Raw genomic sequence first — 12,953 nt, 5'->3', positions numbered from 1 at the left:
CCATGCGCGTACTGCTCATCTCCACCAACAAGATCCGGGTACCGAGGCCGGCGCTGCCCATCGGCATGGCCTACATCAGCGCCGCCCTCAAACACGCCGGGCACCACGTCGACGTCCTCGACCTGCTCTGGGAGTCGCGCGAGCTGAAGGCGGTCCGCGAGAAGCTGACCACCGGGACGTACGACGTGGTCGGCATCGCCGTGCGCAACCTGGACAACCTGACGTTCATCGACCCGGTCTTCTTCGGCCCGATGACCGAGAAGATCGTCCAGTGCGTCCGCAAGTACACCAGCGCCACCGTCGTCCTCGGCGGATCGGGCTTCTCGGTCGAACCGCTGTCGTTCTTCGAGTACGCCCAGCCCGACTACGGCATCGCCGGTGAGGGCGAGGCCGGCATCGTCCAGCTACTGGACCACCTGGAGAACGGCGGGCGGCTGGAGTCGATCTCCGGGCTCTGCTACCTCGACGAGGACGGCAAGTTCTGCCAGAACCAGTCGAGTCAGGCGTTCGACCTCGGAGCGCTGGAGCCCGACCGGTCCGTGTACGACCCGCGGTACTTCGAGGAGGGCGTCTCGGCGGCCTCCGACCTCACCCGCGACCACCAGCCGGCCATCGAGACGTTGCAGACCAAGCGGGGCTGCAAGCTGTTCTGCTCGTACTGCATCATCCGCAAGACCGAGGGCAAGGGCGACCGGTTCAAGGAACCCGCCGAGGTCGTCGGCGAGATCCAGCGGGCCATGGCGGAGAACCCGGCCGTGCGGGAGTTCGAGATCGTCGACGCGACCTTCAACTACCCGATGGAGTACGCCGCCGAGGTGTGCGAGGAGATGATCCGCGCCAAGCTCGACGTGCCCTGGTACTGCCAGCTGACGCCCAACGCGGTCACACCGGAGTTCGTGAAGCTCCTGCACGCGGCGGGCTGCATCCGGGTCGACCTCGGCACCGACGCGCTCACCGACGAGGCCCTGTCTGACCTGATGAAGGGCTTCGACATGGCCCGGGTCCTGGAGATCGACCGCCTGTTCACGGCCAGCCCCATCGAGCACACCCACTGCATCTTCCTCGGCGGGCCGGGGGAGACGCCGCAGGCGCTCAGGGAGTCCATCCGCTTCACCGAGCGCCACCTCAACCCGGCCCAGATCTACGCCAACCTCGGCATCCGCATCCTCAGCGGCACCAAACTCCAGCGGCAGGCCGTCAAGGCGGGCATCCTGCGCGAGGGCCAGGGCACGTTCGTCCCGGCCTTCTACGTCGAGCCGGCGATCCTCGCCGACCGGGACACGCTGGACTTCGTCCGCAATGCCTACCTGAGCCACAAGAACTGGTACCTGTGGTGGGGCCTGGGCGGGCAGAACCTGACGGACCGTTCGAGGGAGACCGTCCAGGCCGTGGCCGACATGCAACAGGAGTACGAGTACGTCATGCAAGGCAAACCCCGGCTGGAACGCGCACCGAAGCCGCTGCCGGCCCAGCCCCTGAAACTCACGATCGGCACCCCGTGACCCCTGTCCCCGCCGCCGCGGACGAACTGGCGAAGGCCCTCGCGGCCCGCGCCGACCCGGACTTCGCGGTACGCATGCAGCGCTACTTCCCGCACGAGATCCGGGCCCTCGGGGTCGGCAACGCCGCCGTGGCCGAGATCGCCGGCCAGTACTTCCGCGAACGGCCCGCCGTCCCCGCCGCGACCCGGCTGCACCTGGCCGAGGAACTGCTGGCGCGGGCCGAGTACCACGAGGAGGTGCTGCTGGGCTTCGCCGTCCTGCACAAGGTCGCCAGGACCGGCCTCGGCGCCGAACTGCTCGACCGCTGTGAGCACTGGCTGCGGACGTACGTGTCCAACTGGGCGCAGTGCGACGACCTCTGCCTGAAGCTGCTGTACCCGTTCTTCCTCGGGCACCTGGAGCTGATCCCGCGGACCCGGGACTGGGTGGGGTCGGCCTCCCCGTGGGCCCGGCGCGCCGCGAACGTGGCCGTCGTGAAGTTCGTGCGGCGCAAGGTGGGCCGCACCGTGTTCGAACTGCCGACGTCGCACGTCTTCGACAACTGCGCGCGGCTCATGCACGACCGAGACGTGTACGTCCAGAAGGGCTCGGGCTGGCTGCTGAAGGTGACCGCCGAGGTCCACCCCGACGAGGTGGCCGCGTTCCTGCGCACCTGGCGCGAGGAGATGCCCCGCGACACGTTCCGGTACGCGGTGGAGAAGATGGACCCGCGGCTGCGCCGGTCCTTGATGGAACGGGGACAGGGGTGACGTCATGAACGCGACCGGCCGCTACGTCCACCGGCGCGGCATCCACTGCGAGTCCGCCTGCCAGTGCGCCCTCCTCGCGGCCGCCGGACACGAGGCGGACGAGGAGACCGTGTTCGGGCTGGACGGGGGCTTCGGGTTCTCCTTCTTCCCGGCGGCCGGACAGGCTCCGGACATCGTCGTCGGCAAGCAGGCGGTCATGCCGCTCAGGGCCTCCCGGCTGATGGGTGTGGAGGTCGTCATGCACACCCCCAGGTCCGGGGCGGGCCTGGCCAAGCTGCTGGAGTCGGCGCCGGCCGTCATGACCCGGGTCGACCTCGGGCTGCTGCCGCACTGGGGACTGGAGGGGCGCTCCTCCTTCGGCGGGTACTTCGTCAACGTGGTCCGCCCCCTCGGGGCCGACGCGTTCGAGGTGTCGGACCCGGCGTTCGACGAACCCGTCACCGTGAGCACGGCCGATCTGCAGGCCGCCCGCTCCAGCCGCAACTCCCCGCCCCTCAACCCGGACTGGAAGGTCTACGTCCTCGGCGCGCCCCGGCGCACCCCGCAGCTCGACCGCGTCGGCCCGGTGGCCGTACGCACCCTGTGCCGTGAGGTCCTCAAACCGGGCAACCGCAACCTCGGCATACCCGGGATGAGGCAACTGGCCGCGACCGCGCCGTCCTGGCCGGATTCCAAACGCGGCGAGGTCGAGGACGTGGACCTGACCGGCCGGGTGATCCGCACCGACGCCCTGGCGCGCCAACTGCTGCACCTGGGCCGTCAGATCGAGTCCTTCGGCACCGGCGGAGGCCTGTTCCGCCCGATGATCGGCCGCTACCTGCACAGGGTCGCCGATAGCACCGGCGAGGCGCGCTACGCCGAGGCGGCCGAGCGGTTCCTCGACAGCGGCCGGCTGTGGTCGACCCTCGGATCCGCGCTGCTGACGGCGGGGACCGTCACGGCCCGCGGCGATCTCAAGGCGCTCGTGGACGCCGTGTCGGACACGGCGCGGTCCGCGATGGACGTCGAGAAGCGGGCGCTGACCGCCCTCACCCCTCTGTAGACGCGAGGTCGAGACATGCCCACCGAGGACGAGACCATACTGCTCCAGGGACCCCGGCACTGGAACGAGCACGCGCGCCGGCGACGGGCACAGGGCGCCTTCCAACCCGATCTGCGCAAGGCGGGGCTGCACGGCGCCGATCTCCAGGGTGCCGAACTCGCCGACGCGGACCTCACCGACGCGGTGCTGACCGAGTCGTACCTGATGTCCGCGGACCTCAGGGGCGCGAATCTGGAGGGCGCCGACCTGTGCGAGGCGTACCTCATCCTGGCCGAGCTGAACGGCTGCCGCCTGGTGGGCGCGAACCTGGACGGCGCCGACCTCAGCGGTGCCGATCTGAGCGGCGCGGTCCTCGACCCGGACTTCCGGCGGTCCGCCGTGATCTCGGACTACCTCACGATCTGGCCATAGCGAAAGGAGCTCCTCGTGATCGTTCTGGGCTACAACGGGTTCGGCAGGTCTGCGGAAATCTTCGGACGCCTCTTTCGCGCCACCGGCATCGACCGCCATCTGCTGTACGGGCACGACTCCGCCGCCGCCCTCCTCGTCGACGGGGAGCTGGTCGCCGCCGTGGAGGAGGAACGGCTCAACCGGGAGAAGAAGACGTCGAGTTTCCCGGTCAACGCGATGCGCTGGTGCCTGGACTCGGCCGGGCTGTCGTTCGACGACGTCGACGTGTTCGCGTTCTCCTGGCAGTTCTCCGAGGACGTGCTGAACAAGATGATCGCCGAGATCACCGAGGATTTGGCGGCGTCCGTCGATCAGAAGTTCGCGCGGCTGCAACGCCTGGCCGAGACGCACGCGGCCCTGTTCAGCCAGGCCGCGACCGAGGCGGACTTCCTGGAGCACACGGGACACCGGCTGGACCCGGACAAGCTCGTCCGGGTGCCGCACCACCTCGCACACCTGATGACGGGACACCACCTGGCGGGCGGCCGGGACGCGGCCTTCCTGGTCAGCGACGGCCGTGCCGAATGGCTGTCCGCGATCATGGGGGAGGTGCGGGACGGAGAGGTCAAGGTCTTCGACGACATGACCATCGACTCCCGGCACTCGCTGGCGATGCTCTTCTCCGTGGTGACCCGCTACCTCGGATTCGTCCCGAACAACGACGAGTACAAGGTGATGGGCCTGGCCGGCTACGGCGCGCCACCCGAGCCCAACCCCTTCCTCGAGCACGTGGTCGAGATGTGCCCGGACGGCACCTACAAGATCCCTTACCCGGCCAACGCCGTGCCCGCCTACTACGCACTCTTCGACCGCATCTTCGGCGGGGACGAGAACAGCCGGGAACAGTTCGACTACCGGGTCCGCGTGGCCGGCGCCGCGCAGCACATGCTCGAGACGGTGACCGCCGGGCAGGTGCGCACACTCGAAGCCCGCAGCGACCTGCCCCGCATGGTCTTCGAGGGCGGGCTGGCCCTGAACTGCGTCAACAACAGCAAACTGCTGGAGCGTTCACGTTTCACCGAGATGGACGTCAGCTTCGGCGCGAGCGACGTCGGTGTGGCCATCGGGGCGGCTCTGTTCGCCTCCGGGCAGGCGGGCACACCCCCCAGGATCAGCACCTCGCCCTACCTGGGCCCCGCTTACGGCGATGAGGAGATCCGGGCGGCGCTCCGGCAGTTCGCCGACCGGGTCGTCTGGCGGGAGCTGGACCCCACCGATCTGCCGCGTGAGGCGGCGACCCTGATGCAGGAGCGGTGCGTGATCGGATGGTTCCAGGGACGTATGGAGTACGGCCCGCGCGCCCTGGGCAACCGCAGCATCCTGGCCAACCCGAGGTTCCCCGACATCAAGGACATCATCAACGAACGCATCAAGCACCGTGAGCAGTTCCGGCCCTTCGCCCCCGTCGTGCTGGAGCACCTGGCGCCGGAGGTCTTCGAACTCGGGAAGAAGACGTCGTCGCCCTACATGACGTTCGTGGTCCCGGTGCGGCCCGAGTACCAGGAGAGGATCCAGGGCGCCTGCCACGTCGACGGCACCTCACGGATCCAGACGGTCACCGAGGAGAGCAACCCGCTGCTCGCCCGGCTGCTGAGCGAGTTCAACGAACTGACGGGCATTCCCTGCCTGATCAACACCTCGTTCAACGTCGCCGGCGAACCCATCGTCTGCTCGCCCGCGGACGCCCTGTCCTGCTTCCTCAAAACAGAAATGGATCACCTGTTCCTCGGCACCTACCTGGTGTCCCGCATCTGACGCGGCGAACACCTTCCTGATTCCGGCGTCCGCAATCGTACTTTCCGGGGTTGCGCTACGCTCTACGCGACGGAAGGGAGACGTGGCCAGGTGGCGCTCTTGGAAGCAGAACCGTACGTCGGTCGACATTGCGAGTCGACCACACTCGTGAATTTGCTGCGGCAGCGAGAAGTGGATGTGTCGGAGCCGTTCGTCTTCGGAGTCGCAGGCGGCCTGTCGTTCATCTACTGGCGGACGAAGCAGATGCCGACGCCGTTCGTCGGGGGCCGCATCAAACCCGACACCCTGACGGACAACCTCGCGCAGGCCCTGGGACTGCGGCTGTCCGTGCACGAGACGTCGTCGGCGAAGCGGGCGAGGGACCATCTGCTGGCCGAGCTCGAGTCCGGCTCCCTGGTGGGACTCAAGCTCGACCGCTACTGCCTCGACTACTCCACCGACGACTTCCGCTTCGCGGCCCACTACGTGGCCTGTGTCGGGCATGACGACGACGACCGGTTCGCCCTGGTCGAGACCCGGCCGCTCGGTCTGCAGTGGGCGTCCGGCGCATCCCTCGCGACGGCGCGCAACCCGCGCGGCCCGATGAGTTCCCGCAATCGCGCCTTCACCCTCGACCTTCCGAAAGGCGGCCTCCCCGATCTCGGAAAAGCGGCCCGCGAAGGCATCAGGACGGCGGCGGAGACCTTCCTCGACCCGCCGATCTCCAATTTCGGATACAAGGGAATGCACAAAGTCGCCGACCTGATGCCACAGTGGCTGGACGACCTCGAATCGCCCGCCGAAGGTCTCGCGGAAATTGCCACGATCATGGAGGACGCCGGGACCGGTGGAGGCCTCTTCCGCACGATGTGGGCGGAATTCCTCGCGGAAACCGCCGAGATCACCGAGGTCGACGAATACCAGGAGACCGCGGACGCCTACCGTGACGTGTCGCAGAAATGGACCGAGGTGGCCGCCCTCGTGAACGAAGCGGGGGCGTCGTCGTCCCGGGAATCCCTCAACAGCGCCTCGAAGATCGTGCATGAGGCGGCGGACAAGGAGCAGCAGTTGATGCTCCGGCTGCTGGAGCTCTCCGCCTGAGTGGCAGCCGGCGAAGCGGCCCCCGTCCGCACCGCCCCGGCGGCCGGACCGTGCCGGCCGCCGGGGACGGTGTCGGGCTTCGCGGCGAGCAGGCTCAGCAGCCGCCGCAGTTGTAGTACAGGACGTCCCAGTGGTTGCCCTCGTCGGCGTAGATGTTGCCGGAGCCGGAGCGCCACTGCGGGGCACCGTCACCGCGCACACCGATGTAGGTGAACGTGTTCTTGATGTAGGTGCCGAGGCAGGTGTACTTGCTGAAGTCGAGCTTGTAGCCGTTCCAGTGCGAGTAGGTGCCCGAGGCGTGCCCGGTCTCGGTGCCGCCCGTGATGTTCAGGGCGCAGCCGCTGGCCCGCTTGAGGGTCTGCGCGCCCTGTGCGGTGGCGAGGTTGAGCTGCTCGAAGGACGTACAGGTGGCGTTGTTGCGGTTGGAGCAGTTGCCGGACGACGACCAGGTGATGCCGACCTCCCGGAACATGGAGGTCGCGGTGGCGTGACTGATCTTGGTGACGGCGAACGCCTTGCCGGCGGTGCCGACGACGGCCGCGCCGGGTGCGACGACGAGCGCCAGAGCGGTCAGCAGGGAACGGAGCTTCGGAACCTGGAATGCCTTCATGGGGAGACCTTCCTGCGGGGGGCCATGCTTCCTGTGGGGCGGCGGTGCAGGCGGTGCGGACCGATGATGCCCGGGGTCTACGCGCGTCCGCCAGAGGACAAAACGGAACGCCGTCACCACCGCTGCGGGGCCGGCCCGCCCGGACCCGCGCACATGTCCCGGCTGCCGGCCGCACATCGGCGTTCATGACCTGCGTGACGCGGGGTACCGGTGGGTGACCACCGCGCCGGGTGGCATGTGAGGAAAGGGCGGTTACGACAGGTGACGAATCCCGACGCGGTCTTCGCTTCGCTGGGAGTGGGCGCGTTGCTCGCGTCGGTACTGCCGCGGGTCCTGGCCGGGCGGCCGCTGTCACTGCCCCTGATCTTCCTGCTGTGCGGCATCGGCGTCTATCTGCTGCCCCTGCCGCTGCCCACGGTCGACCCGGTGACGGACCGGCTGGTGACCGAGCACATCACCGAGGTCGTCGTCATCATCTCGCTGATGGGCGCGGGGCTGGCGCTCAACCGGCCGGTGGGCCGACGTCGCTGGCTGGTGACCTGGCGTCTGCTGGGCATCACCATGCCGCTGGCCTTCCTCATCACCGCGGGCCTGGCGTGGTGGCTGCTGGACTGGCCGCCGGCCGCGGCCCTCCTGCTCGGCGCGGTGCTCTCCCCGACGGATCCGGTGCTCGCCTCGGAGGTGCGGGTGGGGGAGCCCACGGACGACGAACACGACGAGGACGAGGCCCGGTTCGCCCTCACCAGCGAGGCCGGCCTGAACGACGGGCTCGCCTTCCCGTTGACGTACGCCGCCGTGGGGCTGGCCGCCGTCGCGGGCACCGGCTGGTCGACCGAGTGGATCGGTTCGTGGGCGGCGCAGGACGTGGCCTACAAGTGTGCCGTCGGTGTGCTGGGGGGATTCCTGGTGGGCCGGCTGCTCGGCTGGCTGTTCTTCCGGGCCCGGTCCAGGTCGCTGCGGCTGTCCCAGCACCGCGAGGGGTTCGTCGCCCTGGGCGCCACCTTCCTGTCCTTCGGGCTGACCGAACTCGCCGGGGGCTACGGCTTCCTGGCGGTGTTCGTCACCGCGTGCGCCATCCGCGCCGCAGAGCGGGCCCACGGCTACCACAACGTCCTGCACGACTTCATCGAGCAGGTGGAACGCCTGCTCACCGCCGCGGTGCTGTTCCTGCTGGGCGCCTTCATCGCCTCGGGCGGGCTGTCCGCCCTGACCTGGCAGGGCGCGGTCGCCGCGCTCGCGGTGCTGCTGCTGGTCCGGCCGCTGACCGGGTGGCTCGGACTGCTGCGGGCACCCCTGGGGAAGCGGGAGCGCTGGGTCGTCGCGGCGTACGGGGTGCGGGGGATCGGCTCGCTCTACTACCTCGCCTACGGCCTGGGGCAGCACGGCTTCGGTGTCCCCGAGCGAGAGCTGTGGTCGGTGGTGGTGTTCACCGTGCTGGTCTCCGTGGTGCTGCACGGTGTCACGGCGGGCCCGGTCATCACCCGCCTCGACCGGCTGCGCGGCATCCGGTCCCCGTAGCGCGCGGATCGGCGGCACAAGGAGCCGGTGCCGTCGGGGGTACGGCGTGGACACCCCGCTCCGGAAAACCCGTTGGCGGGCCGCGGCGGCCACTGCTACGTTTCCGGAGGCCGTGCGACAGACCGAGGAGGTGGTACCCGTGAACGTATCGACATGGGTGCTCTCCTGCGGGGTCACGGTCGGGCGGTAGGTCGCCCGGGAGCGCCGTTCCTCAGCACTCCCGAAGGACACGACCATGCAGTTCACCTCGGAAACCCGTCTCGACGACGGCGTCCTCGCGCGCGAGTTCGCCCTGGGCGACATCCCCGGCACCCTGTGGACGCCGCCCGGACCGGCGTCCGTGCCGCTGATCCTGATGGCCCACAACAACGGCCTGCCCAAGGCGGAGCCCCGGCTGGTCGCCCGGGCCCGTCACACCGCGGCGCGCGGCTACGCGGTGGCCTCCGTCGACGCCGCCGGCTGCGGCGACCGCCCCCGCTCCGCCGCCGAGGAGCAGGCCCGCGCCGAACTGCGCAGGGCGATGCGGGCCGGCGAGCCGGTCGACGAGATCTTCGAGTCGTTCATCGGCCCGCTGGTCGAGAAGGCCGCCCCGGAGTGGCGGACCACCCTGGACGCGCTCCTCGCGCTGCCCGGGATCGACGGCCCGGTCGGATACTCGGGCTGGACAGCCCTCGGCATCCGGCTCATGGTGACGGAGCCGCGCATCGCCGCCGCCGGCCTCTTCGCGGGCGGGTTCGTGCCCCGGAGCCAGCGCGAGGAGGCCCGGCAGGTCACCGTCCCGCTGCTGCTGCTCCTGCAGTGGGACGACGAAGGCAATCCCCGGCAGCGGGCCCTGGACCTGTTCGACGCGTTCGGCACCAAGGAGAAGACGCTGCACGCCAACCTGGGCGGCCACACCGGCACACCCTGGTTCGAGCTGGAGGACGGGACCCGGTTCTTCGACCGCCACCTGAAGGAGCACCGCCCGGCGGCCCGGCGGCCCGGCGGCCGGGTGGCTCGGTGACCTGACCTGCCCGGCCGGTGACCTGCCCGGCCGGTGACCTGCCCGGCCGGTGTCCCGCCCGCCTGCGTCCGTCCAGGCGGGCGGGGCACCGTCCCGGCCCAGCCGGCACCCCGGCCGCTGCGCCGCTCGCCCGCACACCCCGCGTAGCCTTCGACCTGTGTCGTCTGCCTCCCGTCTGCACCGTGTCGCCGTTCTCGTGCTCGAAGGTGCGAAGCCGCTCGACGTCGGCATCCCCGCCCAGGTCTTCACGACCCGCGCGAGCATGCCGTACGAGGTGCGGGTGTGCGGGGCGACGCCCGGGCTCGTGACCGGCGGCGACGGACTCGCCTACCACGTCGCCCACGGACTGGACGCGCTGGAGTGGGCCGACATCGTCTTCGTCCCCGGATACCGCCACCCCGACCGTGACGACCCGCCGCAGGCCGTCGTCGACGCGCTGGTGGCCGCCCACGAGCGCGGGGCGCGGCTCGCGGCGATCTCCACCGGTGCCTTCGCCCTCGCCGCCACGGGTCTGCTCGACGGCAGGCGCGCCACGACGCACTGGCACTACACCCGCGCCCTCGTGGCCAAGCACCCGGACGTCCGCGTGGACGAGAACGTGCTGTTCGTCGACGAGGGCCGCGTGCTCACCTCGGCCGGCGCCGCCTCCGGCATCGACCTCTGTCTGCACATCCTGCGCGGTGACCTGGGCGTGGCCGCCTCCAACCACGCCGCCCGGCGACTGGTCGCCGCGCCCTACCGCAGCGGAGGCCAGGCCCAGTACGTGCCCCGCAGCGTGCCCGAACCGCTCGGCGAGCGGTTCGCCGACACCCGCGAGTGGGCGCTGCACCGGCTGGGGGAGCCCCTCACCCTCGACATCCTGGCGCGCCAGGCGGGCGTGTCGGCGCGGACGTTCTCCCGGCGCTTCGTCGAGGAGACCGGCTACACGCCGATGCAGTGGGTGATGCGCGCCCGCATCGACCTGGCCCGCGAACTGCTGGAGCGTTCGGAGCGCAGCGTGGAGCAGATCGCCGCCGACATCGGCCTGGGCACCGGTGCGAACCTGCGTCTGCACTTCCAGCGCATCCTCGGCACCACCCCGAGCGAGTACCGGCGCACCTTCACCCGGGGCGAGTAGCCCCGTCCCCACCCCGCTCCTCGCTCCGTCGCTGCAGGCCAGGACACCCCCCGTGGCGGGATCCTTTTGAACCGTGGCGATACCGCCACTGTCCGAGCGGCCGCCGGCGAGCGAGCCTGGTGGGCGAAGGGAAGGGACACCACTCATGACTCGCATCGCCATCAACGGTTTCGGCCGCATCGGACGCAACGTGCTGCGCGCACTGCTGGAGCGCGACAGCGCCCTGGAGGTCGTCGCCGTCAACGACCTCACGGAGCCCGCCGCCCTCGCCCGGCTGCTCGCCTACGACAGCACGGCCGGCCGGCTCGGGCGGCCGGTGACCGCCGACGGGGACTTCCTCGTCGTCGACGGGCGCCGGATCAAGGTGCTGGCCGAGCGCGAGCCGGCGCAGCTGCCCTGGGCCGAGCTCGGCGTGGACATCGTCCTGGAGGCCACCGGACGCTTCACCGCGGCCAAGGCCGCCCGCGCCCACCTCGACGCCGGCGCCAAGAAGGTGCTGGTCAGCGCGCCCTCCGACGGCGCCGACGTCACCCTGGCGTTCGGGGTCAACACCGACGCCTACGACCCCGAGCTGCACACGGTCGTCTCGAACGCCTCCTGCACGACCAACGCGCTCGCGCCGCTGGCCCAGGTGCTCGACGACCTCGCCGGCATCGAGCACGGGTTCATGACGACGGTGCACGCCTACACGCAGGAGCAGAACCTGCAGGACGGACCGCACCGCGACGCCCGTCGCGCCCGGGCCGCCGGCGTCAACATCGTGCCCACCACGACCGGCGCCGCCAAGGCGATCGGCCTGGTGCTGCCCGGCCTCGACGGAAAGCTGTCCGGTGACTCGATCCGCGTGCCGGTGCCGGTCGGCTCGATCGTCGAGCTGAACACGACCGTCGCCCGCGACGTGTCGCGCGAGGACGTGCTGGAGGCCTACCGCAAGGCGGCGCAGGGGCCGCTCGCCGGCGTCCTCGAGTACTCGGAGGACCCGCTGGTGTCGACCGACATCGTGGGCAACCCGGCGTCCTCGATCTTCGACTCCGCCCTCACGCGCGTCGACGGCCGCCACGTCAAGGTCGTCGCCTGGTACGACAACGAGTGGGGCTTCTCGAACCGCGTGATCGACACGCTCGAACTGCTCGCCGGGCGCTGATCCCACGCCGGGGCGGCGCGCCCACGGGGGCGGCCGCCCCCGGCGGCACTTCCCTCGGAGCGCTCCGGTCGGCCCCTCCCGGCCGGCCGGAGCGCTCAGGCGTGTCCACCACCGGCTAGGCGGGTTCCGCGTCGGCCGGAGCGGCGGCGACGGTGCCGGGCCGCCGTACGGTCAGCCGGCTCACCTCGTACGACATCTCGGTCGTCCCCGGTTGCGGGGGAGGGTGGTAACGGCCCGCGCAGACCGACAGGTTGACGATGAGGTAGGCGTGCCAGCTCCGCCCCACCCCCCGGCCGTCGGCGAAGACCTGCCTGCCGTTGAGCCACCAACGCACCGAGCGGGCGCCGAACTCGGTGCACAGGTCCACCCACGCGCCCGGACGGACCGCCTCGTCGCGGTGGTAACGGTTCGTGCCGCGCACGTGGTTGGTGAACTCGAGCAGATCCGGGTTGTCCGGGTGGTACTCGAAGACGTCGATCTCCTGGTCGCCGTCGCGCCAGGTCCAGATGGCCGGCCAGGCGCCGATCTCCTCGGGCAGCCTGACCCGGGCCTCCAGCACGTCCCCGGCCCGGACGGTGAACTCCTCCTGGCTCCCCTCGGTGGTCAGCAGCCCGGTGTTCCACCGTCCGTCGCGCCGCCGCCGGGCGCGCAGCACCCCCGACCGGCTGTACGCGGCATCGGACACCAGGTGATCCAGCTTGTCGTCGCGCGGATTGATCGGGCCTCCGTCCGGATACGCCCACGAACGCCCGGCGACCCATTGAGCGGTGGACGTGAAGTCGGCCGTGAAGACGACCGGTGCGGTGGCCGGGCGAGCCGGTAAGGGTTCGGTCATGCCGAATGTCTCACCCTGCCCTCGGCGTGTCATGCACGGAACCCTCCCACCGCCCCGGCTTTGACCCTTTCGGGTGAGGGTTCCCGGGAGCGCGGCCGCCGCTGCTCCTCCCCTTCCACGTATCCGAACACCCTTGTGAACACGGCTC

The 12,953-nt window shown here is 70.5% G+C and carries 12 protein-coding genes; 10 read left to right on the top strand and 2 right to left on the bottom strand.

Going from position 1 to position 12,953, the window contains the following annotated elements; all coding sequences use genetic code 11:
• Positions 1-2: 2 nt before the first annotated feature.
• The 6 genes from ACH4C6_RS09745 to ACH4C6_RS09720 all read left to right on the top strand — a co-directional run bounded on the left by ACH4C6_RS09745 (position 3) and on the right by ACH4C6_RS09720 (position 6,578).
• Positions 3-1,502 carry a B12-binding domain-containing radical SAM protein gene (locus ACH4C6_RS09745; protein WP_398108020.1) on the top strand — a complete coding sequence of 500 codons (1,500 nt, stop codon included), beginning with the start codon at positions 3-5 and terminating at the stop codon, positions 1,500-1,502.
• Positions 1,499-2,251, top strand: coding sequence for a DNA alkylation repair protein (locus tag ACH4C6_RS09740; protein ID WP_398108019.1), 753 nt, complete (start codon positions 1,499-1,501; stop codon positions 2,249-2,251). The genes ACH4C6_RS09745 and ACH4C6_RS09740 overlap by 4 nt, the downstream gene beginning before the upstream one ends.
• A gap of 4 nt (positions 2,252-2,255) precedes the next feature.
• Positions 2,256-3,293, top strand: a complete 1,038-nt coding sequence (locus ACH4C6_RS09735) for a DUF4872 domain-containing protein (RefSeq protein ID WP_398108018.1) — start codon at positions 2,256-2,258, stop codon at positions 3,291-3,293.
• Between the two features lie 15 nt (positions 3,294-3,308).
• Complete coding sequence (locus ACH4C6_RS09730) at positions 3,309-3,704, top strand: pentapeptide repeat-containing protein (protein ID WP_398108017.1); 396 nt, start codon at positions 3,309-3,311, stop codon at positions 3,702-3,704.
• Between the two features lie 15 nt (positions 3,705-3,719).
• Positions 3,720-5,498 carry a carbamoyltransferase gene (locus ACH4C6_RS09725; RefSeq protein WP_398108016.1) on the top strand — a complete coding sequence of 593 codons (1,779 nt, stop codon included), beginning with the start codon at positions 3,720-3,722 and terminating at the stop codon, positions 5,496-5,498.
• A 90-nt stretch (positions 5,499-5,588) separates the two neighbouring features.
• Positions 5,589-6,578 carry a BtrH N-terminal domain-containing protein gene (locus ACH4C6_RS09720; RefSeq protein ID WP_398108015.1) on the top strand — a complete coding sequence of 330 codons (990 nt, stop codon included), beginning with the start codon at positions 5,589-5,591 and terminating at the stop codon, positions 6,576-6,578.
• A gap of 94 nt (positions 6,579-6,672) precedes the next feature.
• Here ACH4C6_RS09720 and ACH4C6_RS09715 read toward each other — a convergent pair whose 3' ends face one another.
• Positions 6,673-7,188 (bottom strand): hypothetical protein, encoded by a 516-nt coding sequence (locus ACH4C6_RS09715; protein ID WP_398108014.1) that lies wholly within the window; start codon positions 7,186-7,188, stop codon positions 6,673-6,675.
• A gap of 261 nt (positions 7,189-7,449) precedes the next feature.
• Between ACH4C6_RS09715 and ACH4C6_RS09710 the strand changes: the two genes are divergently transcribed.
• The 4 genes from ACH4C6_RS09710 to gap all read left to right on the top strand — a co-directional run bounded on the left by ACH4C6_RS09710 (position 7,450) and on the right by gap (position 11,970).
• The gene (locus ACH4C6_RS09710) at positions 7,450-8,706 is read left to right on the top strand and encodes a cation:proton antiporter (protein WP_398108013.1); all 1,257 of its coding nucleotides are present in this window, start codon (positions 7,450-7,452) and stop codon (positions 8,704-8,706) included.
• A gap of 235 nt (positions 8,707-8,941) precedes the next feature.
• Positions 8,942-9,709, top strand: a complete 768-nt coding sequence (locus ACH4C6_RS09705) for a dienelactone hydrolase family protein (RefSeq protein WP_398108012.1) — start codon at positions 8,942-8,944, stop codon at positions 9,707-9,709.
• 157 nt (positions 9,710-9,866) lie between these two features.
• Positions 9,867-10,826 carry a GlxA family transcriptional regulator gene (locus ACH4C6_RS09700; protein ID WP_398108011.1) on the top strand — a complete coding sequence of 320 codons (960 nt, stop codon included), beginning with the start codon at positions 9,867-9,869 and terminating at the stop codon, positions 10,824-10,826.
• A gap of 145 nt (positions 10,827-10,971) precedes the next feature.
• Positions 10,972-11,970 carry a type I glyceraldehyde-3-phosphate dehydrogenase gene (gene gap / locus ACH4C6_RS09695; RefSeq protein WP_398108010.1) on the top strand — a complete coding sequence of 333 codons (999 nt, stop codon included), beginning with the start codon at positions 10,972-10,974 and terminating at the stop codon, positions 11,968-11,970.
• A 115-nt stretch (positions 11,971-12,085) separates the two neighbouring features.
• On the opposite strand, the gene ACH4C6_RS09690 is transcribed toward gap, so the two are convergent.
• Complete coding sequence (locus ACH4C6_RS09690) at positions 12,086-12,805, bottom strand: beta-glucanase (RefSeq protein WP_398108009.1); 720 nt, start codon at positions 12,803-12,805, stop codon at positions 12,086-12,088.
• Positions 12,806-12,953: the final 148 nt, after the last annotated feature.

Origin of the sequence: Streptomyces sp. NPDC017943 (assembly GCF_044328425.1) — a bacterium.
Classification (GTDB): Bacteria; Actinomycetota; Actinomycetes; order Streptomycetales; family Streptomycetaceae; genus Streptomyces; species Streptomyces djakartensis_A.
The sequence above is the reverse complement of the archived record's forward strand: the minus strand, read 5'-3'. Positions and strand labels throughout refer to the sequence as shown.

What these genes read in the sequence shown, in the direction of transcription:
- ACH4C6_RS09745 (WP_398108020.1), top strand. Translation starts at nt 3, where the DNA reads ATGCGCGTACTGCTCATCTCCACCAACAAGATCCGGGTACCGAGGCCG.
- ACH4C6_RS09690 (WP_398108009.1), bottom strand. Translation starts at nt 12,805, where the DNA reads ATGACCGAACCCTTACCGGCTCGCCCGGCCACCGCACCGGTCGTCTTC.
- ACH4C6_RS09730 (WP_398108017.1), top strand. Translation starts at nt 3,309, where the DNA reads ATGCCCACCGAGGACGAGACCATACTGCTCCAGGGACCCCGGCACTGG.
- ACH4C6_RS09715 (WP_398108014.1), bottom strand. Translation starts at nt 7,188, where the DNA reads ATGAAGGCATTCCAGGTTCCGAAGCTCCGTTCCCTGCTGACCGCTCTG.
- ACH4C6_RS09705 (WP_398108012.1), top strand. Translation starts at nt 8,942, where the DNA reads ATGCAGTTCACCTCGGAAACCCGTCTCGACGACGGCGTCCTCGCGCGC.
- ACH4C6_RS09735 (WP_398108018.1), top strand. Translation starts at nt 2,256, where the DNA reads ATGAACGCGACCGGCCGCTACGTCCACCGGCGCGGCATCCACTGCGAG.
- gap (WP_398108010.1), top strand. Translation starts at nt 10,972, where the DNA reads ATGACTCGCATCGCCATCAACGGTTTCGGCCGCATCGGACGCAACGTG.